Origin of the sequence: Halomonas sp. DP8Y7-1 (assembly GCF_019801685.1) — a bacterium.
In the GTDB taxonomy this organism is placed as follows: Bacteria; Pseudomonadota; Gammaproteobacteria; order Pseudomonadales; family Halomonadaceae; genus Halomonas; species Halomonas litopenaei_A.
On the sequence record NZ_JAHVIN010000012.1, the window covers coordinates 222,360 to 246,255 of the forward strand.

The 23,896-nt window shown below is 63.2% G+C and carries 19 protein-coding genes; 17 read left to right on the plus strand and 2 right to left on the minus strand.

Annotated elements, in window-relative coordinates; translation table 11 throughout:
* The first annotated feature begins 69 nt into the window (after positions 1 to 69).
* Complete coding sequence (gene dinG, locus KUV41_RS15335) at positions 70 to 2,217, plus strand: ATP-dependent DNA helicase DinG (RefSeq protein WP_206937489.1); 2,148 nt, start codon at positions 70 to 72, stop codon at positions 2,215 to 2,217.
* A 110-nt stretch (positions 2,218 to 2,327) separates the two neighbouring features.
* On the opposite strand, the gene KUV41_RS15340 is transcribed toward dinG, so the two are convergent.
* Complete coding sequence (locus tag KUV41_RS15340) at positions 2,328 to 3,401, minus strand: 3-deoxy-7-phosphoheptulonate synthase (RefSeq protein ID WP_206937503.1); 1,074 nt, start codon at positions 3,399 to 3,401, stop codon at positions 2,328 to 2,330.
* Between the two features lie 301 nt (positions 3,402 to 3,702).
* Between KUV41_RS15340 and rpoE the strand changes: the two genes are divergently transcribed.
* From rpoE to KUV41_RS15400, 12 genes are all read left to right on the plus strand, one after another.
* Entirely contained in the window at positions 3,703 to 4,308 is a 606-nt protein-coding gene (rpoE, locus tag KUV41_RS15345) for an RNA polymerase sigma factor RpoE (RefSeq protein ID WP_206937507.1), read from the plus strand.
* 266 nt (positions 4,309 to 4,574) lie between these two features.
* Positions 4,575 to 5,297, plus strand: coding sequence for a sigma-E factor negative regulatory protein (locus KUV41_RS15350; RefSeq protein WP_206937510.1), 723 nt, complete (start codon positions 4,575 to 4,577; stop codon positions 5,295 to 5,297).
* Between the two features lie 111 nt (positions 5,298 to 5,408).
* Positions 5,409 to 6,479 carry a MucB/RseB C-terminal domain-containing protein gene (locus KUV41_RS15355; RefSeq protein WP_222486667.1) on the plus strand — a complete coding sequence of 357 codons (1,071 nt, stop codon included), beginning with the start codon at positions 5,409 to 5,411 and terminating at the stop codon, positions 6,477 to 6,479.
* The gene (locus KUV41_RS15360; protein ID WP_222486668.1) at positions 6,476 to 6,946 is read left to right on the plus strand and encodes a SoxR reducing system RseC family protein; all 471 of its coding nucleotides are present in this window, start codon (positions 6,476 to 6,478) and stop codon (positions 6,944 to 6,946) included. Before KUV41_RS15355 ends, KUV41_RS15360 begins: the two co-directional genes overlap by 4 nt.
* Before the next feature lie 158 nt (positions 6,947 to 7,104).
* A complete protein-coding gene (locus tag KUV41_RS15365; protein WP_222163049.1) occupies positions 7,105 to 8,529 on the plus strand; it encodes a DegQ family serine endoprotease in 1,425 nt (474 codons plus the stop codon).
* 210 nt (positions 8,530 to 8,739) lie between these two features.
* Positions 8,740 to 10,557, plus strand: coding sequence for a translation elongation factor 4 (gene lepA, locus KUV41_RS15370; protein ID WP_206937537.1), 1,818 nt, complete (start codon positions 8,740 to 8,742; stop codon positions 10,555 to 10,557).
* 92 nt (positions 10,558 to 10,649) lie between these two features.
* Positions 10,650 to 11,453 carry a signal peptidase I gene (lepB, locus tag KUV41_RS15375; RefSeq protein WP_206937539.1) on the plus strand — a complete coding sequence of 268 codons (804 nt, stop codon included), beginning with the start codon at positions 10,650 to 10,652 and terminating at the stop codon, positions 11,451 to 11,453.
* A 57-nt stretch (positions 11,454 to 11,510) separates the two neighbouring features.
* Complete coding sequence (gene rnc / locus KUV41_RS15380; RefSeq protein ID WP_222163050.1) at positions 11,511 to 12,200, plus strand: ribonuclease III; 690 nt, start codon at positions 11,511 to 11,513, stop codon at positions 12,198 to 12,200.
* Positions 12,197 to 13,096, plus strand: a complete 900-nt coding sequence (gene era / locus KUV41_RS15385) for a GTPase Era (protein ID WP_206937566.1) — start codon at positions 12,197 to 12,199, stop codon at positions 13,094 to 13,096. Before rnc ends, era begins: the two co-directional genes overlap by 4 nt.
* Positions 13,097 to 13,158: 62 nt before the next feature.
* On the plus strand, positions 13,159 to 13,857 hold the full coding sequence (gene recO, locus KUV41_RS15390; RefSeq protein ID WP_222486669.1) for a DNA repair protein RecO: 699 nt from the start codon (positions 13,159 to 13,161) through the stop codon (positions 13,855 to 13,857).
* A 294-nt stretch (positions 13,858 to 14,151) separates the two neighbouring features.
* Positions 14,152 to 14,949, plus strand: coding sequence for a pyridoxine 5'-phosphate synthase (gene pdxJ / locus KUV41_RS15395; protein ID WP_222486670.1), 798 nt, complete (start codon positions 14,152 to 14,154; stop codon positions 14,947 to 14,949).
* 27 nt (positions 14,950 to 14,976) lie between these two features.
* On the plus strand, positions 14,977 to 15,378 hold the full coding sequence (locus KUV41_RS15400; protein WP_222163053.1) for a holo-ACP synthase: 402 nt from the start codon (positions 14,977 to 14,979) through the stop codon (positions 15,376 to 15,378).
* Here the strand turns inward: KUV41_RS15400 and KUV41_RS15405 are convergent.
* Complete coding sequence (locus KUV41_RS15405) at positions 15,375 to 18,218, minus strand: ATP-binding protein (protein WP_222486671.1); 2,844 nt, start codon at positions 18,216 to 18,218, stop codon at positions 15,375 to 15,377. The two genes, KUV41_RS15400 and KUV41_RS15405, sit on opposite strands and share 4 nt — an antisense overlap.
* A gap of 143 nt (positions 18,219 to 18,361) precedes the next feature.
* Between KUV41_RS15405 and cysM the strand changes: the two genes are divergently transcribed.
* From cysM to mazG, 4 genes are read left to right on the plus strand one after another with little or no spacing between them, the layout of a single operon-like run.
* Positions 18,362 to 19,258, plus strand: coding sequence for a cysteine synthase CysM (gene cysM, locus KUV41_RS15410; protein ID WP_206937626.1), 897 nt, complete (start codon positions 18,362 to 18,364; stop codon positions 19,256 to 19,258).
* Position 19,259: 1 nt separating this feature from the next.
* On the plus strand, positions 19,260 to 20,729 hold the full coding sequence (gene rlmD, locus KUV41_RS15415; protein ID WP_222486672.1) for a 23S rRNA (uracil(1939)-C(5))-methyltransferase RlmD: 1,470 nt from the start codon (positions 19,260 to 19,262) through the stop codon (positions 20,727 to 20,729).
* On the plus strand, positions 20,722 to 22,980 hold the full coding sequence (gene relA, locus KUV41_RS15420) for a GTP diphosphokinase (RefSeq protein WP_222486673.1): 2,259 nt from the start codon (positions 20,722 to 20,724) through the stop codon (positions 22,978 to 22,980). Before rlmD ends, relA begins: the two co-directional genes overlap by 8 nt.
* Positions 22,977 to 23,885 (plus strand): nucleoside triphosphate pyrophosphohydrolase, encoded by a 909-nt coding sequence (gene mazG / locus KUV41_RS15425; protein WP_206937661.1) that lies wholly within the window; start codon positions 22,977 to 22,979, stop codon positions 23,883 to 23,885. Before relA ends, mazG begins: the two co-directional genes overlap by 4 nt.
* Positions 23,886 to 23,896: the final 11 nt, after the last annotated feature.

Below are 23,896 nucleotides of genomic sequence, written 5' to 3' on the forward strand. Positions count from 1 at the left end.
GCCGGCCCTGCTTGTCTGTGGGCAATGCCTGCCCGACTTCCGTGATCGCTGAACATAGCGGGACCCGCCATGCTGGATGATGCCCTAAAACGCGAGATTCAGACCGCTTATCGCCGTGTGCTGGAGGCGTTGGAACTAACGCCTCGCTACGGTCAGCGCCTGATGATCGCTGAAATTTCGCGCACCCTGGCCTCCATCGAAACGGATGAGGACGGCAAGCGCACGAGCGACGAGCATGTCTGCGTGCTGGAGGCGGGCACCGGTACCGGCAAGACCCTGGCCTACCTGCTGGCGGCATTGCCGGTGGCCAAGGCGCGGGGCAAGCGGTTGGTGCTGGCGACCGCGACGGTGGCGCTGCAGGAGCAAGTGCTGCATCAGGATCTTCCTTCGCTGAAGGCCCATAGCGGACTGTCCTTTGACTTTGCCCTGGCCAAGGGGCGGGGGCGCTATGTCTGTGTGGCCAAGCTTGATGCCGCCATGGACGGGGTAGAGGACAACCCCACGCTGTCGCTGTTCGAGCAGAGCCTGGACAGCGCCAGTGGCGACGACTTCAAGGATCTGGTCGCCGCCATGGGCGACGCCTACGGCAACGGTCGCTGGGAAGGGGATCGTGACAGCTGGGGTGAAGCTATCGACGATGCGCACTGGCGGCGCCTGACGGTAGATCATCGCCAGTGCACCAATCGTCGTTGTGGCCACTTTGGCGCCTGTGCGTTCTTTCGCGCTAGGCGCGATCTTGATCAGGCCGATGTCATCGTCGCCAATCACGATCTGGTGCTGGCGGACCTGGCGCTCGGGGGCGGCATGGTGCTGCCTGATCCAGCGGACTGCATCTACGTCTTTGACGAAGGACACCACCTGCCGGACAAGGCCATCTCGCACTTTACCCACCGCTTCAGCGTGGGTGGGGGCTTGCGCTGGCTGCGCAATCTCAAGGGTTCGCTGACAGAGCTCAATACAGCGTTGGGCGTGCAGCCCACCTTGGCACGGCTGCTGGCGGCGCTGCCGGTGGCCATGGATGCCCTTGAGCCAAGACTGGGTGAGATTTTTGCGCTGGGGCACCAGCTCGCCGAGCGTCCCCACGGCCTGGCCGACGAAGAGGATGGTGCCCAGCACCGCTTCGAGATGGGGCGCGTGCCAGAGGCCTTGCGCACCCAGGCGGAGGGGCTGGTCGTGCCCTTCGCCGAGCTCTGCCGTCACCTGGAGTCGATGACCGATATCCTGCGTGAAAGCCTGGATCCCGAGAAGTCCACGGGGCTGGCACGTGAGCAGGCAGAGGCCTGGCTGCCCCTGTTGGCACTGTTGCACGGCAGGGCGCTGGAGGCCCATGCCCTGTGGCAGGCCTTTGCCGAGATGGATCCCGCGGACGCGCCGCCCAGGGCCCGCTGGCTGACGCTCGAGCGCTTCCAGGGGGAGCCCGAGCTGATCTTTTCGGCTAGCCCGGTGTCGGCGGCGCATACCCTGGCGCGCTCGCTGTGGGGGCGCTGCCACGGTGCCGTGGTGACCTCGGCGACATTGACGGCGCTGGGTCGCTTCGAGCGCCTGCAAGAGCGTGCCGGTCTGGCCAATCGTTATCGTTACCAGCGACTGCCGAGCCCGTTCGACTATTCGCGGGCCGTGTTGAGTGTGCCTAAGGAAGCGGTGGATCCGTCTGACCGTGAAGGGCATGAGCGGGCCATCGTTGACTTCGTCGAGGCTCTCGATGCCAGCGAGGCGGTGCTGGTGCTGTTTTCTTCTCGTGCACAGCTGCGCGGGGTAGAGAAGGCGTTGTCACGGGAGCGTCGCGAGCGGGTGCTGGCGCAGGACCGGTTGCCCAAGCGCGAGCTGGTCACCCGTCATCGACAGCGGGTCGACGACGGCGAAGGCAGCATCCTGTTTGGTCTGGCAAGTTTTGCCGAAGGCATCGATCTGCCCGGGGATTACCTGACGCATGTGGTTATTACCCGCTTGCCCTTCGCGGTGCCTGATGATCCGGTAGGCGCGACCCTGGCCGAGTGGATCGAGAGCCAAGGTGGCAATTCGTTCATGCGCATCAGCGTACCCGATGCGTCGATCAAGCTGGTGCAGGCCTGCGGCCGGTTGATCCGCAAGGAAGCCGATCGTGGCCGGATTACGCTGCTCGACCGCCGTGTGCTGACCCGTCGTTATGGTCGGGCACTGCTTGATTCACTGCCGCCCTTCGTGCGCGAGGTGGACGGAGTGCGCCAGTCAGGTTGAGCGGGCTCAGGCGGCAATGATGGGGTGTGTCAGCACAACGCAACGAGCCCGCCATTGGCGGGCTCGTTGCGTGAAGACGCTGGTGCAGCCAGCTCTCTGGCTTGGTGGGGCTAGCCGAGGCGCTTGGTCAGTACCGGGGCCAGGCGCTCGTTCATGCCGCGCAGCGCTTCCACGGTAGTGTCCCAGTCGATACAGGCATCGGTGACCGAAACGCCGTAGGCCATTTCGCTGCGATCCTGCTTGATCTTCTGGTTGCCCCAGCCGATGTTGGACTCGACCATCAGCCCGATGATCGAGCGATTGCCGTCCAGAATCTGGTGGGTGACGTTGTCGAGCACCAGTGGCTGCAGGGCAGCGTCCTTGTTGGAGTTGGCGTGGGAGCAGTCGATCATGATGTTCGGCTTCACCCCAGCCTTCTTCAGCTCTTGCTCTGCCAGCGCCACGCTGACGCTGTCATAGTTGGGCTTGCCGTTGCCTCCGCGCAGAACCACGTGGGCATAGGCATTGCCACGGGTGCGGATGATGGCGACCTTGCCCTGCTGGTCGATGCCGAGGAAGTTATGGGGGTGAGCCACCGACTGCAGCGCATTGACCGCCACGTCCAGGCTGCCGTCAGTGCCGTTCTTGAAGCCCACCGGACAGGACAGGCCAGACGACATTTCGCGGTGGGTCTGAGACTCGGTGGTGCGAGCACCAATCGCCGACCAGCTGATGCAGTCCTGCAGGTACTGAGGGGAGATCGGGTCAAGCGCTTCGGTGGCCAGTGGCAGGCCAAGCTCCGACAGTTCCACCAGCAGGCGCCGAGCGATGTGCAGTCCTTCCTCGATCTCGAAGGAGTCGTTGAGGTGAGGGTCGTTGATCAGTCCCTTCCAGCCAACGGTGGTGCGCGGCTTCTCGAAATACACGCGCATGACGATGAACAGGCTGTCCTTTACCTCATCGGCGAGGCGGCGCAGACGGCGCGCGTAATCCAGCGCTGCGTCGACGTCGTGGATGGAGCAGGGGCCGACGACCATCAGCAGGCGCGGGTCGCTGCCGTCGAGAATATTCTGGACGGTCTTGCGGCCTTCGATCACCGTGGCCTCTGCCTCGGCGGACAGTGGAATTTCCTGCTTCAATTGCTCTGGGGTGACGAGAACATCCTGGGCCAGGACGTTGAGGTTGTTCACCTGCTTGTCGGACATGAGGTCTACCTGTGTGTATCGTGTCAGCGCTGACGTTTTTGCGTGGTCCTACTATCCCTTGAGGCAAGGGAAACTTCAATCGTTCAACGGAACCTTGTCGCGCATCTGCTGTCCGACCGGCTTCAACAAATAGAGCCAGAGAACGCTTGATGCGAGACACGGAAACAGGAACACTTGTGCCTTTTATCATGACGAGTCTTATGACCTATACGTCGCCGACGGGTGAAAGGGGCTTCCCTGTTGCCACGGGCCAGTCCGAGGGTCCGGCGCCGTCAGCCCGACACCGTCGGGGAGGAGAGAGATGACGGCCAAGGAAACGGACCAGCAACTGGTAGCGCGAGCCCAGAAGGGCGATACCCGCGCCTTTGATCTTCTGGTCAAGAAGTATCAGCACAAGATTCTCGGACTGATCGGGCGCTACATCAATGATCATGCCGAAGTGCAGGACGTTGCTCAGGAGGCCTTTATCAAGGCCTATCGCGCACTTGGCAAGTTTCGGGCCGAGAGTGCTTTCTATACCTGGATGTACCGTATTGCCATCAACACCGCCAAGAACCACCTGGTATCACGTGGTCGGCGTCCGCCGGGCAGTGATCTGGACATCAACGATGCCGAGATTCTGGACATGAGCGGTCGGCTTGCTGACATCGAGACGCCCGAGGCCTCGATTGCTCGGGATCAGCTTGAGTCAGCCGTGTTCGAGGCCATCGAAAATCTGCCCGATGACCTGCGTACCGCGATCACCCTGCGTGAACTCGACGGTCTGTCCTATGAAGATATTGCCCAGATCATGCAATGTCCGGTCGGTACCGTGCGATCGCGTATCTTCCGCGCGCGGGAAGCAGTGGATCAGCATATTCAGCCGCTGATGACCACGTCGCGCAATGCGGAATCCCTGTCTGAATAGGCGGCAGGAGCGGCTTTAGTGGCCTGGGGAAAAGGGCAAATCATGCGACTTCCCCATTTTTTTCAAATTGAGATGAACTGTTGGCGAGAATGGGCGTCTTACCCAGTGACTGACCGATACATGCATTGGGCTTCCATTGCCTCACGCCGCACGCTGTAGCTGGCTTCAAGGCGGCAGAACAAAGGCAGTTCGGTAGTGGAACCTGACGCCGATTCTAGGGTCTTGGACCTGTAGGCGTGACGCTTCGTCGAAATGAGGTGTGGAGAATGAGTCTGAACGCACGGGAATCGCTTTCAGCCCTGATGGACAATGAAGGTGACGAGCTGGAGCTGCGTCGGGTGCTGAAGGCACTGGATGGCGACCAGGACAGCGCAGAAAGCTGGCGCCGTTACCATCTGATGCGGTCTGCTCTGCGCCGCGAGACAGATACCGATCCCTCCGTGGATCTGTCGGCCGGCATCATGGCCCGACTGGAGGATGAGCCTGCTCCGCTGGTGGAGTCGTCCCCACAAGGCACAGCGCAGCGTGGAGGCATCGGCCTGGCGCGCGGAGCGGGCATTGCGGCGGCGGTGTCGTTGATGGTGATCAGCGGCGTGCAGTTCTACAACTCGTCCTTTGATGCCGCGCCTGCCGCTGGCACTGCAGGCTTGGCCGCCGGAAACGGTGCCGCCCAGCCGGCCAGCGTGTCCAATGCCAATGCCGGCGCGGAGCTGGCCAGCGTGGCGGCCTCGCGCCCCTCGCTGATGGATTTGCCGATGTTCCAGTCCGGGGCCGGCAATGGAGCTACGAATAGCGGGTTGATGACGGTCGGTGCGCAGGTGGCGTCGCCGATGATGCTGTCACCTTCGGCCCAGCAATCTCGCGTCAGCGACCAGGCCCAGGCACAGCTGTTGCAGTCCTACCTTGATCGGCATGCCCAGGGCGCCGCCTTCAGCAGCGCCGACAACTGGATGCCGATGCTGCGCAGTACGCCCGTCGAGGCGCGCTGAACAGACGTGGATTGCCGCAGCGATGACTGTCGCTTGCGCACATGATGGATTTGTCCGGCCCCTGATGGGGCCGGGCGTCGTTAATGACAAGCCTGTCGGGACACACCTCCTATGCCATATGCAGGGCCGCATGCTTCCGTGACGGGTCGGCTGACGCTCCTTCTCGCCTGCCTGTGCCTTTCTCCGCTGACGCTGGCGCAGAGCGCGCCCGTCTCCTCCAGCCCTGCGCTTGCCGGGGCGCCGTCTGAGGCGGCTGATGTTCAGAGCGTCTATGACTGTGCCGCGCTACCTGCACTGGCGCCTCCCTCTGAACCGGGAGAATGGTTCGAGCGCAGCGTGTGGGCATCCCATTGCTACCAGTATCAGGCCCGCGCGGTGCGGATTGTCGATGACGAGGTGGTTACCCTGTCGGTAGCGCGAGACATCCGTCAGGGGGTGGAGCGAGATCGCCTGCACTTTCTTGATGGGCCTAATCGTTCGCTGCTGCGAGAGGGCGGTGCCTTTCGCTTCGAACTGCCTTCCCCGGAGGCTGCTGCACCGGCTTCCCCCGAGGCCCTGGTCGAGCATCTGAGCCATTTCTATCGCCTGCGACTCGACGGTGAAGAGCGCATTGCCAACCGGGCGGCGGTGCGGCTCGAGCTGCTGCCCCTGGATGACATGCGCTACGGCTATCGCATGTGGCTGGACCGGGAAACGGCGATTCCTCTAAAGCGGGCGCTGATCGATGACAGCGGGCGCGTGCTGGATACCTTCCAGGTTGTCGCGATGACACCGCCGCAGCGCTATCAGGGCAGGGTCGAACTGAAGCGCCCCGCGTCCTCTGCGACCCTCGCCTGGCGCGCCGGCTGGCTGCCGGGTGGGTTCGTTGCCCAGCCTCTGATGGCGATGGCGGACGATACCGATGAGCCCCGTCGTCACAAGCTTTACAGTGATGGCCTGTCGACCATCAGCCTGTTTGTCGAGCCGGTTGCCGGGGCGCGGGCGCTGCGTCCTGGGGTGCACCGACTGGGCGCCAGTCACGCCGCGGTACGTCGGATTCAGCAGCAGGGACAGTTGCTCCAGGTGGTGGCCGTCGGTGAGTTGCCCCCCAGCGTATTGATCCGAGTGGTCGAGACCCTGGAGATGGGAGAGGCGTCATCGGCTCCCTCGTTGACGACTGACGGCCAGAGCGCGTCATCATGAGTGGGTCCTGCGCCACCGCAGAGGCGACCGTGATCGGCTGGACCCGCGACGGTATTCGGGTGGCGGTGAAGCCTCAGCCTGGCTGCGGGCAGTGTGCTGCGCGGGGCAGTTGCGGCGCCCGTTGGCTGTCCCAGGACACGCCTGAGCGCCGTGAGCTTGAGGTGGCGACCACATCCCGGCCTCCCATTGGCAAGCCTGTGACGATCAGGCTGGCCTCGGCGACGCTGGTGCGAGCCAGCGTGTTGATGTACGGGCTGCCGCTATGGGTGGCGTTGGGCCTGACCCTGCTGGTGGAGCTGGCCTGGCCGGAGCACTGGTCATCTCCTCTCGCCTTTGTTGCTGGGCTGGTGGTCGGCGCGGCGTTGCTGCGTCGTCATCTGCAGCGGCATGGAGCACAGTTTCGCCCTCAGTTGGTGGGCGCGCCTGTCGATGTGTCGGACGAGGCGGCCGAGGTGCGGTCTCGTTAAGGGTGGCTTGCTCGCTAACGATTGAACCTTTTGCGCTGGCGACGGTAAAACATGTAGCGACCCCAGGGACGCATCGAATAGATGACGCACAGAGCGGTGTATTCCGTGCCTCTCTCAGGTCGCTTCTCTCGCAATCAGAGTCCTAGCAGGAGCCTTGCATGAAGCCGATGACTCGCACCCTGTCCACGTGGATGGCGCTGATGGTGGGCATGGTCGTAGCCCAATCCAGTCTGGCCAGGGATCTTCCCGATTTCACCGAGTTGGTCGAAGAGGCCGCCCCAGGCGTGGTCAATATTTCCACGACCCGCGTGACAGAAGGGTATTCAACGCCCTTTGGCAACTTTGGCGGTCAGGAGATTCCCGATATCTTCCGTCACTTCTTTGGGGATCGCTTTCCGGTACCCCCGGGCGGTGGCGGTGGTGGCCACACCGAAGAGCGCCAGTCGCTCGGTTCTGGTTTCGTGATCGATGCCGATGGCTACATCATGACCAATGCCCATGTGGTGGAGGGTGCCGACGAGATCATGGTTCGCCTCAATGATCGTCGGGATCTCAAGGCCGAACTGGTCGGTGCTGACGAGAAGACCGACGTGGCGGTGCTCAAGGTCGACGCCAGTGACCTGCCGACGCTGTCCCTGGGGGACTCCGATGACCTCAAGGTTGGCGAGTGGGTAGCGGCCATCGGCTCGCCCTTCGGCTTTGATCATTCGGTGACGGCGGGCATCATCTCTGCCATCAACCGCACCTTGCCGCGGGATGCCTATGTGCCCTTTATCCAGACGGACGTGGCGATCAACCCCGGCAATTCCGGCGGTCCGCTGTTTAACCTGGACGGCGAGGTGATCGGTATCAACTCGCAGATCTTCACCCGTAGCGGCGGCTTCATGGGGCTGTCGTTCGCGATTCCGATCAACGTGGCCATGGACATTGCCGATCAGTTGCGTAGCGAAGGCCATGTCACCCGTGGTTGGCTGGGCGTGATGATTCAACCGGTCTCCAAGGATCTGGCGGAGTCCTTTGGCATGGAGCGGCCAGAAGGCGCCTTGATCGCCGATGTCGACCCGGATGGTCCTGCCGCCCGGGACGGTCTGGAAGCGGGGGATATCGTGCTGGAAGTGGACGGCGAAGCCGTCGAGCGTTCCAGCAGCCTGCCGCGCTTGATTGGTCGCGTGGCCCCGGACAGTGAGGTTGAGCTGAGCGTGCTGCGTGGAGGAGATCGGCAAACCCTGACGGTCACCGTGGGCGACTGGCCTGAAGCGTTGGCTGGGGGCAGTGGTGAGTCCTCCAGCAGCGCCTCGCCGGCCCGTCTGGGGATTGCGGTGCAGGCGCTGACAGAGGCGGAGCTCGGCAAGTACGGCATCGACGCTGGTGTGCGAGTCAGTGATGTGGATCCCCGTGGCGTGGCGGCGGCTTCCGGTATTCGCCCTGGCGACATCATCGTCAGTGTGGATCAGACGCCGGTGGAAAGCGGCCGCCAGTTGAGCCAGCTGGTGCGTGAATTGCCCGCTGATCGTGCGGTGCCGGTGCGCCTGTATCGCGATGGGCGCTCGCTGTTCGTGGCGCTGCGCCTGGCCGACGACTGAGCGCCAACAGGCATTTTTTGCTGGTGACGAACGCCCGGGTTCACCCCCGGGCGTTGTCGTCTTCTGCCACGCTACAGCAGCCCGCCGATGCGGCTTGGGATGCGCGGGGCAGGGGATGCCGGTACAATGGCGCCAACTTTTTCTCGGCGTCACCCAGGCAAGGTTATTCTCGTTGCCCTTCGGCGCGTTCTCAAGATGGAATCATCCAGCATGTCAGAACCTGATAACCGCAAGGTAATCAATAATATACGCAACTTCTCGATCATCGCGCATATTGACCATGGCAAGTCTACCCTGGCCGATCGCCTGATCCAGAACTGCGGAGGCCTGACCGAGCGTGAGCTCAAGGATCAGGTGCTGGATTCGATGGATCTGGAGCGTGAGCGCGGTATTACCATCAAGGCCCAGTCGGTGACGCTGGATTATCACGCCAATGATGGCCAGACCTACCAGCTCAACTTCATCGATACGCCAGGGCACGTCGACTTTTCCTATGAGGTGTCGCGTTCGCTGTACGCCTGTGAGGGCGCGTTGCTGGTGGTCGATGCCGCTCAAGGGGTGGAAGCCCAGTCCGTCGCCAACTGCTATACCGCCATCGAGCAAGGCCTCGAGGTGTTGCCGGTGCTTAACAAGATGGACCTGCCCCAGGCGGATCCGGACAAGGTGGCTCACGAGGTAGAGGAAATCATCGGCCTCGACGCGACCGATGCCTGCCAGGTTTCCGCCAAGAGCGGCATGGGCATTGACGCCTTGCTGGAGCGCCTGGTGCGCGACATCCCGCCGCCCAAGGGGGATCCCGAGAAGCCGCTGCAGGCGCTGATCATCGATTCCTGGTTCGATAACTACCTTGGCGTGGTATCCCTGGTCCGTATCTTCGATGGTGTATTGAAGAAGGGCGAGAAGATTCGCATTCTGTCGACCGGGCGTGACTGGCAGGCCAACGAGGTGGGGATCTTCACGCCGCTGCGCAAGGAAACCGATATCCTGCGCGCCGGCGAGGTGGGCTTTGTGGTAGCCGGTATCAAGGACATCCACGGGGCGCCGGTGGGGGATACGATTTCCCACGCCAAGACTCCTGACGTCAAGCGTCTGCCCGGGTTCCAGAAGGTCAAGCCTCAGGTGTACGCAGGCATGTTCCCGGTCAGCGCAGATGACTACGAGGACTTCCGTGACGCCCTGGAAAAGCTGGCACTGAACGATGCTTCGCTGGACTATGAGCCGGAAAACTCGGATGCCCTTGGCTTTGGTTTCCGCGTCGGCTTCCTCGGCACGCTGCACATGGAAATCGTTCAGGAGCGCCTGGAGCGCGAGTACGACCTGGACCTGCTGACCACCGCTCCCACGGTGGTCTATGAACTGGGAATGAAGAACGGCGAGGTTCGCTACGTTTCCAACCCGTCGAAGCTGCCTGATATGGCGGACGTCGAAGAGATGCGTGAGCCGATCGTTCGGGCCAGCATCCTGGTGCCCCAGGAGTTTGTCGGCAACGTGATCAGCGAGTGCGAACTGCGCCGCGGCACCCAGAAGGACATGCTGTTCCTGGGCAGCCAGATCCAGCTGACCTACGAATTGCCGATGAGCGAAGTGGTCATGGACTTCTTCGATCGACTCAAGTCGATCTCCAAGGGCTATGCCTCACTCGAGTACAATTTCGAGCGCTTTGAAGCGGCCAAGCTGGTGCGTCTTGACGTCCTGATCAACGGTGATCGGGTCGATGCGCTGGCGGTCATCATCCATCGTGATCACGCCCACAGCCGCGGCCGGATCCTGGTGGAAAAGATGAAGGAGCTGATTCCCCGTCAGATGTTTGACGTGGCGATTCAGGCTGCCATCGGTGGTCAGGTGGTGGCGCGCTCGACCGTCAAGGCACTGCGCAAGAACGTCACCGCCAAGTGTTACGGCGGTGACATGACGCGTAAGAAGAAGCTGCTCGAGAAGCAGAAGGCCGGCAAGAAGCGCATGAAGCAGGTCGGTCGCGTGGAAATTCCTCAGGACGCCTTCCTCGCCGTACTCAAGGTGAACGACTAGCGTTCCCCTCGGGCGTGGTGCACGCCCCGGCGTAGTTGCCGGGGCCATCCGCCCGATCCCTATTGTCTATCAAGCCACCTGGAATGACTGATATGGACTTCTCCCTGTTGCTGGTGATCGCGGTTGCCGTCACTGGCCTGATCTGGCTGCTCGACCTGGTCTGGTGGCGTCCTCGCCGTCGAGCCCACACCGAGATGGCCGAAGCCGGCACCACCGAAGGGGTAGGCACCACAGCGCGGACCCTGGCCAGCAAGGAACCCTGGCCGGTGGACTATGCCAGGTCCTTCTTTCCAGTGCTGCTGGTGGTGCTGGTGCTCAGAAGCTTTGTGGTGGAACCGTTTCAGATTCCCTCGGGCTCGATGCGTCCGACCCTCGAGATCGGCGACTTCATTCTGGTCAACAAGTTTACCTACGGCCTTCGGCTGCCGGTGAGCAATACCAAGGTGCTGGACGTCAACGAGCCGGAGCGGGGAGACGTGATGGTGTTCCGCTTTCCCCAGGATCCCTCGGTGAATTTCATCAAGCGGGTCGTGGCGGTGCCGGGAGATACCCTGCGCTACGTTGACAGGCAGCTTTACGTCAATGGCGAGGCCGTGCCCAAGACGTTGCTCGACGATGCTCCCGACAGTGCTCCAGGCGAGCTGCTGTTCTCCGAACAGCTGGGCGAGCATCAGCATCAGATCTACAATAATCCTCGTGCTACTAGCCCGTTGGTCCATGATGTGGTCGTGCCTGAAGGCATGTACTTTGCCATGGGTGACAACCGGGACCATTCCAATGACAGCCGCTATTGGGGCTTCATCCCCGAAGAAAACATCGTCGGCAAGGCCTTCGCAGTGTGGATGCATTGGGACGGTGGATTGCCGAGTTTCGCCAGCGTGCGGTCGATTCCTTGAACGCATCCTGGCGGCCAGGTGTCCCCATCGTCAGATTACAGAATTAACAGGAGCGTCGTGAGCAATCCCCTGATTCCCTTCAGTCGCCGAATTGGCCATGATTTCCAGAACCCCGATCTTCTGGAATTGGCCATGACCCACCGCAGTTACGGTGGTCGAAATAACGAGCGCCTCGAGTTCCTCGGTGACTCGATCGTCAACTTTGTCATTGCCGAGGCCTTGTTTGCCCGTTTCCCTGAAGCTCGGGAAGGGCAGTTGTCGCGTCTGCGGGCCCGCCTGGTGAAGGGACAGACGCTGGCGGAACTGGCCCGGGAGATGCGCTTCGGGGAGTGTCTGCGCCTGGGCTCCGGCGAGATGAAGAGCGGCGGCCATCGCCGCGAGTCGATTCTGGCCGACGCCGTCGAAGCGGTGATCGGCGCGATCTATCTGGATGCGGGTATGGACACGGTCAGAAGCCGTGTGCTGGCCTGGTTCGAGGAACGTCTGGGGCGTATTGACCTCAAGGAGTCCCAGAAGGACCCCAAGACCCGCCTGCAGGAATTTCTGCAGTCCCGTCAGGCGCCGCTGCCGCGTTACGAGGTGACCTCGGTGGAGGGTGAGGCGCATGCCCAGACCTTTACCGTCGAATGCCACGTCGAGATGCTCGACGAACACACGACCGGCACCGGAGCCAGCCGTCGCCACGCCGAACAAATGGCGGCAGAAAGCGCCTTGAAGCGTCTTGATCCGAAGGGAGCCAGCGCATGAGCCAGACCTGTGGATTTGTGGCCATTGTCGGTCGACCCAACGTCGGCAAGTCGACACTGATGAATCGCATTCTTGGCCAGAAGATATCGATCACGTCACGTCGCCCGCAGACGACGCGCCATCAGGTGCTCGGGATCAAGACCGAAGGCGAAGCCCAGACGATCTTCGTGGACACGCCCGGTATCCATATTCTCGGCAAGGATCGCAACAAGGCCATCAACCGCTTCATGAACCAGGCGGCGGTGCAGGCCCTGCGTGATGTGAACTGCGTGGTGTTCCTGGTCGATCGTACGCGCTGGACGGAAGAAGACCAGATCGTGCTGGACCGTCTGGCCAACGTGAAGGCACCGGTTATCCTGGCGGTCAACAAGGTGGATCGTCTGCAGGACAAGGCGTCATTGCTGCCTTGGCTCGCGGAGCTTGGCAACAAGCGTGAGTTTGCCGCCGTTGTGCCGATTGCTGCCCAGCACGGCACCAACGTGCCCGAGCTTGAGGCCGAGATCGACAAGCACCTGCCGGAAGGCATTCACTACTTCCCGGAAGACCAGGTCACCGACAAGAGCATGCGCTTCCTGGCCGCCGAGATGGTGCGCGAGAAGGTCATGCGTCAGTTGGGTGATGAGCTGCCCTACCAGATGACGGTGGAGATCGAGGAGTTTCGCGACGAGGCCCGGGTGGTGCACATCAGCGCGCTGATCCTGGTGGAACGCCAGGGGCAGAAGAAGATCCTGATTGGCGAGAGCGGCGATCGGATCAAGAAGATTGGCCGCGAAGCCCGCCTGGACATGGAACGGGCGCTCGACAAGAAGGTCATGCTCAACCTGTGGGTCAAGGTGAAGCGTGGCTGGTCCGATGACGAGCGAGCGCTGAAGAGCCTCGGCTACGACCTCGACTGAAGCCCTCCGCCGCCGGCCAGGCCGGCGGCCCCTTCGCTGCCTCTTTTCGGACGCGACGCGACATGCAGCCGCAACCCGCCTTTCTCTTACACAAGCGACCCTATCGCGAGACCAGCGCCCTGGTCGAATTGCTGACCCTGGACCACGGTCGCGTGCGCGCCGTGGCTCAGGGCGTGCAGCGTCCCAAGAGCCGAGCACGCGGTCAGCTGCAGCCGTTCGCCCCATTGCACCTGACCTGGCAGGGAGAGCGTGAGCTGAAGCGCCTGAGACTGATGGAGTCTCGCGGCCCAGCGGCAATGCTGGTGGGTGAGGGGCTGCTGTGCGGGTTGTATGCCAACGAGCTGCTGACGCGCCTGCTGCCGGTGGAGTTTCCCGTGGCCCAGGTCTTTGCGTTCTATGCCTCGGCCGTCGACGCACTGGCCGTGCCCGCCAGCCGCGCGTCAGCTCTGCGCCGCCTGGAATACGCCCTGCTTGATGCGCTGGACGCATTGCCGCGCTTTAGCGTGGCGAGCGGTGCCAGTCTGGATCCTCACGCTCGCTATCGATTTGATCCAGCGAGCCGAACCTTTGTGGCCGCGGACAGCGGGCTTGATGGTCGCACCCTGAAGCTGCTGTCGTCTGCTGACTGGGGCGAGCCTGGCCTTGCCGGTCCCGCCAAGGTTCTCAGCAGGGCAGCCCTGGCCCCTTTGCTGGGGGACCGACCGCTGCGCTCGCGCGGGTTGATGGTGTCCATGGCGCAACGCCGCCGGCAACAGCCTTGAGCGCGTTGGGCAACAGCCTTGAGCGATACGGGATATAGCGAGCCCTGAGCGTTGTGGGATACGGCCTTGAGCGTTGTGGGATACAGCCTTGAGCGTTGTGAGAAACAGCCCTGAGCGTTGTGAGAAACAGCCTTGAACGTTGAGAGAAACAGCCCTGAGCGGTACTGATACTCGCCCCGAACCTCGCAAGCGATCGATGCATGGGGGTGATACCATGCGCGCTAGAGCAGCGCGTTCGGCTTGCCGGTACCGGTGATGGCGCGCCGCTCATCACCCTCTAGACGGAGAACTCTGATGCACCCCCCAAGACTGCTGCTGGGCGTCAACATCGATCACATTGCCACTCTGCGTCAGGCCCGAGGAACTCGCTACCCTGATCCGGTCCAGGCTGCCTTGTTGGCAGAAGAGGCGGGTGCTGACGGGATTACCGTGCATCTACGTGAGGACCGTCGCCATATTCAGGAGCGTGACGTGCGTGTATTGGCTGAAGTGCTCAACACGCGCATGAACCTCGAGATGGCGGTGACCGAGGAGATGCTGGCCCTGGCCGAGGAGGTCCGTCCGGCACACGTCTGCCTGGTGCCCGAGAAGCGCGAAGAACTGACCACCGAAGGTGGCTTGGATGTGGTCGGTCAGTTTGACGCGGTCAAGGCCGCCTGCGAGCGTCTGGCAGCGGTGGGCTGCGAAGTGTCCCTGTTCATCGATGCCGATCCCGACCAGATTGCCGCTGCCCAGCGTGCCGGGGCGCCGGTGATCGAGCTGCACACCGGGGCCTACGCGGAAGCGACATCGGACCTGGAGTCACGCCGCGAGTATCAGCGTATCGTGGCTGGCGCCGAGATGGCCGTGGAGCTGGGGCTGATCGTCAATGCGGGACATGGTCTGCATTATCACAATGTGGAAGCGGTGGCGGCCATTCCCGGGCTACACGAACTTAACATCGGTCACGCCATCATCGCGCGCGCGCTGTTTGTGGGGCTCAAGGAGGCCGTGGCAGAGATGAAGCGGTTGATGCTGTCGGGCTACGAGGCCGGCCTGGTGGCGGCCATCGAGGAGTTTGACCACGATCACGATCACGACCATGCCCATTGATGTCAGCGTGTCAGGGGGGCGCGGCTGGTGATTCTCGGAATCGGTACCGATATCGCGCGGATTGAGCGCTTCGAGGCCGCCGTGGTCCGCCATGGGCCGCGCTTTGCCCAGCGTATCCTGGGGCCCAAGGAACTGTTGCGCTACCCCCATGCCCCGCGCCCCAGCGCCTACCTGGCCAAGCGTTTTGCGGCCAAGGAGGCATGGGTCAAGGCGCTGGGCACGGGTCTGCGCCAGGGCATGCGCTGGACCGAGATCGAGGTCGTCAACGATGCTCTTGGGCGCCCCCATATTGCGCTGTCGGGAGAAGCCCTGCGCCTTGCGGGGGAGGCCGGCATGTCGCGCTGCCATCTGTCCTTGAGCGATGAAAGCGATGTGGTGGTCGCCTTCGTCGTGATCGAGGGCGGCGATCTCTCCAGGCGGCCAGACTAGCGGTGTGACTCGCGGTTCCCTGGGGCTTCCAGGGGCACTTCGCCGGAGGCTGCCTGCCAGCGTTCGACCTGTTCCATGGCGTGTTGCAGGCTGGGTAGCAGGGGGCGGACGTCGTCGATACCGCGGGAGCGCAGGCGCGTTTCGAGGGTCTCGACCAGCAACGCCATGCGCGGTACGCCGCAGTATCGGCAGGCACCGTTCAGCGCATGGATGGCGTCGAGCAGGGCTTCCTCGTTCTCGTCCTCCAGTGCCGCCTGAATTTCCTGGCGGGTCTGCTCGAGGGAGGCCGCCAGGGTCGCCAGCAGTTGACGCGCCAGGGGCTCGCGTCCCCCCGCCAGTCGCGCTCCCAGCGCGATATCGATGTCCGGAAGGTCTTCTTCGCGGGTGGGTGCAGTGGGGGGCGCTTGCGGTGTCTCTTCCTCCAGTCCACTCCCCAGTCTGAGTGTCAGCAGCTCATCGAGTCGGGTCGTATCCAGCGGCTTGATCAGTACGTCATTCATGCCATTGGCCAGCAATTCCCTCCGCTGGCTCTCGAGTACGTGGGCGGTCACCGCGATAATCGGTCGTTCGGCCCACTCGGCACTGAGTTGCCGGATCGCACGGGCTGTCTCCACGCCATCCATGCCGCCCATGCGAATATCCATCAGTACCAGGTCATAGAGTTGCTGTTGGGCGAGCGCCAGAGCCTCTTCGCCGCTGCTGGCCAGGGTAACCCGTCGCCGCGGGCTTTCCACCAGCTCGCGCAGCAGCAGTCGGTTGGTTTCGCTGTCGTCCACCACCAGTAGCTGTGCCGTCTCGCTGGTTGCGTGATCGTCACTAGCGACAGCGCCGCCGGGCTGTGGTGTTGCTGCGTCGCTGTCGATCTCTGTCTGACGGTCCCGTGGCGCGTTCGCCGGTCCAGCGGTGCCGGCAGCGTGGTCGACTGTCAGTGCCTGCTCGTTGGCCGGCGGTGGCAGGGCGGCCTCCGGTGCAGGCAGTGCCGTCACCGAAGGTGTCTTGGTCAGGGCGATGATCGGTTCCAGCGCGTTGGCCAGCGCCTGGCGTGCGAGGGGCTTTGACAGCACTCGCACATGCTGCGGTAGCTCCAGCGCCGGGATGTCCGGCAGGCCCGCGTTGATCAACAGCAGGGTGGGGCAGCTGCGGCCATTCAGTCGCTCACGCAGTTGGACGAGCTCTGGGCCTTCCAGCTCCTCGACAGGTATCGCCTCGAGCGCCAGGCGCGCCTGCTGTGGGCTCTCCACGACGCGGCCTTCCCATTGGTTGAGCAGGTGCAGCAGGGCGCGGCGGGTGGCGCCGTGGGGTTCCTCGACAAAGATCGGCATCTGGTCAAGGGACAGCTCTGGCGTGCGGCTGCCTCCCGTGATGCCGGCCAAGGGCAGGGTGAAGTGAAAGGTCGAGCCCCGTCCAGGACTGCTGTCGACGCCGATGATGCCGCCCATCTGTTCCACCAGCTGGCGCGAAATGGCAAGCCCCAGACCCGTCCCGCCGTACTGGCGGGTATGGCTCGCAGCGGCCTGACGGAAAGCCTGAAACAGACGTCGTTGTTGGCTGTCACTGAGTCCGATACCGGTGTCACTGACGCTGATCCGAAGCTTCATGGGCTCATGCTGGGTGTCTTCGACCATGACCCTGACGATGATATCGCCGCGCTCGGTGAACTTGATGGCGTTGTTGACCAGGTTGGTGACGATCTGGCGGATGCGCAGGGGATCACCAATGAACTCCTCTGGCACGTCATCGTAGACCAGGCTCAGCAGCTGCAGGCCTTTTTGCTGAGCCAGCGGGGCCTGCAGCCCCAGCACTTCGTCGACCAGCGACTGAATGTCCACCGGCACGTTTTCCAGAATCAGCTTGCCCGCTTCCAGCTTGGAGAAGTCCAGCACATCGTTGACCAGAGACAGCAGGTTGTCGCAGGCGCGCTGTACCTGATCGAGCCACTCCCGTTGGCGGGTGTCGAGAGAGGAGCGACCAATCAAGCGGCAGAAGCCGATGATGCCGTTCAGGGGGGTGCGAATCTCATGGCTCATGTTGGCCAGGAATTCCGATTTCACGCGGTTGGCCTCCACCGCCTGTCGGTGGGCGAGATCCAGCTCGATGTTCTGCACCTCGATGGTTTCCATCGACTCCTGCAATTCTGCAGTGGCGTGCTCAATCTGCTGTTGAAGGTCGTCTCGCGCCTGGGCCTGGTGGTCGATCAAGGCGTTGACACGACTGCCCAGCGCCGCCAGCTCCCGAGGCTGGTCCAGGGCAAGATGGCTAGGCTGGCGGCCTGCGGCCAGCTGATCCAGCAGGTGGGAAATGTCGTCCATGGGCCGGGTCAGGCGTCGGCTCAGGGTCAGCGCGACCAGAAACAGCAGCAGCCCACTGACCAGCAGCGCCACCGCGGCTCTGGCCAGGTGGCTGTAGGTGGCCAGCAGCAGGAGTGATGCGTCGACGTCGAGGATCAGGTAGGCGGCGGTGACGCCCGGGACCGGCACCGTCATCACCCATTGGCGGTAGTGTCTGGTCAGTTGGGCCTGGCCCCCTGGGGTGGCGTCCAGAGCGGCCCCTCGCAGGCGTCCAAGCTCAATTACGCTCTGGTCGCGATGGATCAGGCGCAGTGCGCGAATGCTGGTGATATCCATCAACCGGTTGGCCGCGGCCTGCACCCCCGGCGTATCCCCCAGCGACAGCGCCGAGCCGAGCGTCGGCGCGACCAGCTGGGTGGCGGTGACCAGGTTCTGTTCCAGGGCCGATTGACGCAGGTCATGCTGTTGCTGCACGGTCAGGCCGACGGCCAGGCTGAGCAGCACCAGCGGCAGCCCCACCAGGGCCAGCATCAACCTTGTCTTCACGCTCATGGCACAGTCCTTGCCGAGTTACAGGCGTGCCGGGGCGGGAACCCGTCACGGCGCACGTTCCATGTCACCCCAAGTGAGCACGCCTGTCCAGTCGCGAGGGGCGTCGATATAATGGCCGCAGACGACGTTACAAGGAAAGCGTGATGGATTTCCCCTATCTCGAACAGCTGGTCGGTCATACGCCGCTGGTTCGGCTCAAGCGAATCACCGCAGGTCGCAACAATGTGTTGCTGGCCAAGCTGGAAGGCAACAACCCGGCGGGGTCGGTCAAGGATCGGCCGGCGCTGTCGATGTTCGACGAAGCCGAGCGGCGCGGCGATATTGCCCCGGGAGACACCCTGATCGAGGCGACCTCCGGCAACACGGGTATCGCCTTGGCGATGGTGGCCGCGATGAAGGGCTATCGCATGGTTCTGATCATGCCGGAGAGTGCGTCGAGTGAGCGTAAGCAGGCGATGGCAGCCTACGGTGCGGAGCTGATCGAGGTCAGCAAGGAAGGTGGCATGGAGGCGGCCCGAGACCTGGCCGACACCATGGTCGCTAAGGGCGAGGGCAAGGCACTGGACCAGTTTGCCAATCCCGACAATCCGCTCGGTCACTACCGCACCACGGGACCAGAGCTGTGGCAGCAGACCGATGGTCAGATCACGCACTTCGTCAGTTCCATGGGGACCACCGGGACCATCATGGGCGTTTCTCGCTATCTCAAGGAGCAGCGCGACGATATCCAGATCATCGGCCTGCAGCCGGAGGACGGTGCCAGCATCGCCGGTATCCGTCGTTGGCCAGCGGCGTATCTGCCGAAGATTTTCGAGCCAGAACGGGTGGATCGGGTGCTCGATATTGGCCAGCAGGAGGCCGAGGTTCACATGCGCCGCCTGGCCCGCGAGGAGGGCATTCTTGCCGGAGTGTCTTCCGGTGGCGCCCTGGCGGGCGCCCTGCGGGTGGCAGAGCAGGTCGAGAACGCCGTGATCGTGTTTATCGTCTGCGACCGGGGTGATCGCTACCTGTCCACCGGCCTGTTGGCTCCGGAGGCTTGACGTGGGATTGGGAAAACGCCGTCCGCCGCGTCGTGCCTCTGGTGGCTCTGGACTGTCCGGCCAGCAGGCCAGGGAGCGTCAAGCGGCTCCGTCGCAAGCTGCCAAGGGAATGGTACACCAGGAGCTGGCGCAAGAGGGCCTGGTCGACGTTCACGGCCTGGCCCATGATGGCAGAGGAATTGCCCGCGGCGCGGACGGCAAGACGGTCTTCATCGACGCTGCCCTGCCTGGCGAGCGCGTCGAGGTGGCGGTTCACCTGACGCGCAAGCGTTTTGATGAGGCGCATGTACGCCAGCTGATCGACCCCTCGCCGGACCGGGTTACGCCACCGTGCCCCTACAATGACCGCTGTGGCGGCTGTGATCTGCAGCACCTGTCCCGCAGCGGTCAGCGCCGGCACAAGGCCGCGGTGTTGTCCGATCTGCTGGCTCGCCAGGGGATCCAGGCAGAGATCGACAGTATCGAGGTGCTGGCGACCGATACCGAGGGGTATCGGCGTCGCGCGCGTCTTGGCGTCAGGGTCGATGCCGAAGGCGTCGTCCACATGGGCTTTCGTGCCAGGCGCAGTCACCGCCTGGTGTCGGTGACCTCGTGCACCGTGTTGGTGCCAGAGCTGGCGGCACTGCTGCCAGCGTTGCACCAGCAGCTGTCGGCCCTGGCATCACCGCGGCTGGTGGGACACGTGGAACTTCTCGCCAGTGACGATCAGGTGACCTTGGTGGTCCGCCAGCTGCGCGAGCATGCGCAAGATCTCGACCTCTGGCAGCAATGGGCAGAGCACCACGGGGTGGCCCTGGCGCTGCTGTCCGGCCGGCAGTCGCCGGCCTTTGCCTGGGTGATCGAGCCCCGCGCCGCGCTCACCGTGCAGGTGCCATCCGCCCATGGCAGCATGGCGCTGGGGATTGCGCCCGGCGATTTTCTGCAGGCCAATGACGAGGTCAATCGACTGATGGTGGCGACCGCCCTGGCGTGGCTTGGCGCGCCTGGGACGCCAGACGAGCCCCTGTTGGACCTGTTCGCGGGCATCGGCAATTTCAGCCTTCCCCTGGCGGCGGCCGGGTATCAGGCCGCGGCCTGGGAGGGCGCTGCGCAGATGGTCGAGCGCTTGCGCGACAATGCCCAGCGCGTTGGCGTTGATGTGGCGGCCGACCAGGCCAATCTGCATGACCAGACCCAGGTGGAGAGGCTGTTGCAAGACCCGTCCATCGGCGTGGTGGTGCTTGACCCGCCCCGTGATGGCGCCGAGGCATTATGTCGGGCACTGGCCAAAAGTACGGTGCCCAGGGTCTTGTATATTGCTTGCGATCCCTCCACCCTTTCTCGCGATACGGCACATTTGTTGCAGGGAGGCTATCGTCTGCGACGAGTGGCCATGGCAGACATGTTCGTGCACACCTCGCACCTGGAGTCGATGGTGTTGCTCGAGCGTCCAACGTCGTCGCCACGCCAAGGAGTCAGGAGAGATGGTTAAAGTGCGGGAAGACCAGCCGCTGAATGCGGAGGGTCGGGTCGATATCGACCAGTGGGTGGCGCGGCTGCAGGAGGATGTCAAACTCGCTGACGCCAGTGAGCTTGCTGAGGCCTGCCGCTTGGCGGAGTCGCTGGAGCAGACGTCGGAGCGCCCCCACAAGTCCTGGCTGAAGGATGGCTCAAGCTTCCGCATGGGGCTCGAGATGGCGGATATTCTGGGTGAGCTGCGGCTGGACCAGACCGCCATCGAGGCGGCGGTGCTCTATCGTGCCGTGCGTGAGAAGCTGATCCAGCCCGAGCAGGTGGCCAAGCGCTTCGGTGATGAGGTTGCCCGCTTGATTCAAGGCGTGCTGCAGATGGCTGCCATCAGCAACACCCAGACCAGCACACCGGGGCTGCAGCAGCAGGATCAGCAGGATAATCTGCGCAAGATGCTGGTCAACATGATCGATGACGTTCGCGTGGCATTGATCAAGATTGCCGAGCGTACCTGCGCCCTTCGTCAGGTTCGGGACGCGCCGCGGGAGAAGCAGGTCCGGGTCGCTCGAGAAGTCTTCGATATCTATGCACCGCTGGCGCATCGTCTGGGCATCGGTCACCTCAAGTGGGAGCTCGAGGACCTGTCGTTCCGCTACCTGCATGAGGACGACTACAAGACCGTGGCGCGGCAGTTGGCCGAGAAGCGCCTGGACCGTGATCGGTATATTCAGGAAGTGGTGGACACCCTCAAGACGTTGATGTCGGCGCAGGGTATCCGTGATTTCCAGGTGGATGGGCGGGCAAAACATATCTTTTCGATCTGGCGCAAGATGAAGCGCAAGCGGATCGACTTCTCCCAGGTCCATGACGTTCGCGCGGTCCGCATTCTGGTGCCGAGCGTCCAGGACTGCTACACCATGCTCGGTATTGTCCATTCCCGCTGGCACACGGTGCCGGACGAGTTCGACGACTACATCGCCAATCCCAAGAAGAACGGCTACCAGTCGCTTCATACGGCGGTCATCGGTCCGGAAAACAAGGTGCTCGAGATCCAGATTCGCACCTTCGCCATGCACGAAGAAGCGGAGCTGGGCGTGTGTGCCCACTGGCGCTACAAGGGCCACGACACCAACGCCCGCAGCGACAGCTACGAAGAGAAGATCGCCTGGCTGCGCCAGGTGCTGGAATGGCACGAGGAGGTCGGCGAGTTCGGCGATCTGCGAGAGGGCCTGACCAGCGATGTAGCTCCGGATCGCATCTATGTGTTCACCCCGGATGGTCATGTCATCGACTTGCCACGGGTCGCCACCCCCATCGACTTTGCCTACCGGGTGCATACCGAGGTCGGGCATCGCTGTCGCGGTGCCAAGGTCAACGGACGCATTGTGCCGCTGACGTACAAGCTCAAGACTGGCCAGCAGGTGGAGATCCTTACCGCCAACAAGAGCGCGCCAAGCCGTGACTGGCTCAATCCGAATCTGGGCTTCGTGCGCACTTCCAGGGCCAGGGCCAAGATTCAGTCCTGGTTCAAGCACCAGGCCAGAGACCAGAACGTCGAGGAAGGCAAGGCACTGTTCGAGCGTGAGATGAAACGTCTCGATGTGCACGACATGGATCTGGACACCCTGGCGAAGAAGGTCAACTACGCCAACGCAGATGACATGTATGCTGCGCTTGGCGCCGGGGATCTGCGCATCGGTCAGGTGCTGCATCAGGCCCAGCAGCTGTTCGGCGACAGCGACGAGCAGGAACACCTGGACCGACTGCTGGCCAAGCAGCGTCAGCGTCCCGCCAAGACCCCGGATGGTGACATCACGGTGCTGGGGGTGGGCAATCTCAAGACCAACATGGCCAATTGCTGCCATCCGATGCCCGGGGAGCCGATTGTCGGCTTTATTACCCAGGGGCGTGGGGTGTCGATTCATCGTCAGGACTGTCCCAATATCCTGCAACTGAGGGTCGACGAGCCCCAGCGGGTCATTGAAGTCGAGTGGGGGTCGCGGGCGAGCAACCAGTATCCGGTCGACATCGAGATCCTTGCCTGGGACCGGTCCGGCCTGCTGCGGGATGTCACTGCCGTGCTGGGCCAGGACAAGGTCAACGTGCTGTCGGTGAATACGCGCACCGATACCGACGATGGCATCGCTAGACTGTCGATCACCGCCGAGGTCGATGGTCTGGAGACGCTGGAGCGACTGTTCTCGCGGATCCAGCAGTTGCCCAACATCATCGAGGTCAAGCGCAAGCGCGCCCAGGGGAGGTCGCGAGGATGAGTCGACGCTACGACATCGACGATCTGCTCACGCTGATGCGCGTGCTGCGGGACCCTCAACAGGGCTGCCCGTGGGACGTCAAGCAGCACTGGGACTCCATCGTGCCCCACACCCTGGAGGAAGCCTACGAGGTGGCTGACGCCATCGAGCGCCGGGCGTTTGACGAGCTTCCTGGTGAGTTGGGGGATCTGCTGTTTCAAGTGGTCTACTACAGTCAGTTCGGCCGCGAGGAAGGGCGTTTCGATTTCCATGATGTGGTGCATGTGCTGACCGACAAGATGCTCAAGCGCCACCCACATGTGTTTGTGGACGGCACCCTGGAGTCTCGCCGGCAGGGTGAGTCCGCGGCCGAGGTCGAGACGCGTCAGGTGAAGTCGCGCTGGGAGTCGCTGAAGGCGGCCGAGCGGGAGAGCCGTGCCGAGGGCGAGGCCCGTCATGTATCGGCGCTGGATGATGTGCCGCGCACACTGCCTGCCCTCAGCCGCGCGTCCAAGTTGTCCAAGCGCGCGGCGCGGGCCGGCTTCGACTGGCCCGATGCGGCTGGAGTGATGGACAAGCTGGAGGAAGAACTGGCCGAGGTGCGCGAGGCCCTGGAGGCCGGCGATCACGACCACGCGGCCAGTGAGGTGGGGGATCTGCTGTTTGCCACGGTCAACCTGGCACGCCGGCTTGGCGTCGACCCGGAGGCCTGCCTCAGGGGCACCAACGGACGCTTCGAACGGCGCTTTCGTTATATGGAAAGGGCACTGGTGGAGCAGGGCACGGCGCTGGAGCGTGCCTCCCTCGAACAGATGGAAGAGCGCTGGCAGGAGGCGAAGCGGCTGGAGCGCGAGCAGCCAGAACGCAAGCAGCCAGAACGCGAGCAGGCCTCGCCGCCACACCAGGGCTTGGCTGGCGCCGACTGATCCACGGGCAC

Coding starts and splice junctions, on each gene's coding strand:
- dinG (WP_206937489.1), top strand. CDS start 70: ATGCTGGATGATGCCCTAAAACGCGAGATTCAGACCGCTTATCGCCGT.
- KUV41_RS15340 (WP_206937503.1), bottom strand. CDS start 3,401: ATGTCCGACAAGCAGGTGAACAACCTCAACGTCCTGGCCCAGGATGTT.
- rpoE (WP_206937507.1), top strand. CDS start 3,703: ATGACGGCCAAGGAAACGGACCAGCAACTGGTAGCGCGAGCCCAGAAG.
- KUV41_RS15350 (WP_206937510.1), top strand. CDS start 4,575: ATGAGTCTGAACGCACGGGAATCGCTTTCAGCCCTGATGGACAATGAA.
- KUV41_RS15355 (WP_222486667.1), top strand. CDS start 5,409: ATGCCATATGCAGGGCCGCATGCTTCCGTGACGGGTCGGCTGACGCTC.
- KUV41_RS15360 (WP_222486668.1), top strand. CDS start 6,476: ATGAGTGGGTCCTGCGCCACCGCAGAGGCGACCGTGATCGGCTGGACC.
- KUV41_RS15365 (WP_222163049.1), top strand. CDS start 7,105: ATGAAGCCGATGACTCGCACCCTGTCCACGTGGATGGCGCTGATGGTG.
- lepA (WP_206937537.1), top strand. CDS start 8,740: ATGTCAGAACCTGATAACCGCAAGGTAATCAATAATATACGCAACTTC.
- lepB (WP_206937539.1), top strand. CDS start 10,650: ATGGACTTCTCCCTGTTGCTGGTGATCGCGGTTGCCGTCACTGGCCTG.
- era (WP_206937566.1), top strand. CDS start 12,197: ATGAGCCAGACCTGTGGATTTGTGGCCATTGTCGGTCGACCCAACGTC.
- recO (WP_222486669.1), top strand. CDS start 13,159: ATGCAGCCGCAACCCGCCTTTCTCTTACACAAGCGACCCTATCGCGAG.
- pdxJ (WP_222486670.1), top strand. CDS start 14,152: ATGCACCCCCCAAGACTGCTGCTGGGCGTCAACATCGATCACATTGCC.
- KUV41_RS15405 (WP_222486671.1), bottom strand. CDS start 18,218: ATGAGCGTGAAGACAAGGTTGATGCTGGCCCTGGTGGGGCTGCCGCTG.
- cysM (WP_206937626.1), top strand. CDS start 18,362: ATGGATTTCCCCTATCTCGAACAGCTGGTCGGTCATACGCCGCTGGTT.
- relA (WP_222486673.1), top strand. CDS start 20,722: ATGGTTAAAGTGCGGGAAGACCAGCCGCTGAATGCGGAGGGTCGGGTC.
- mazG (WP_206937661.1), top strand. CDS start 22,977: ATGAGTCGACGCTACGACATCGACGATCTGCTCACGCTGATGCGCGTG.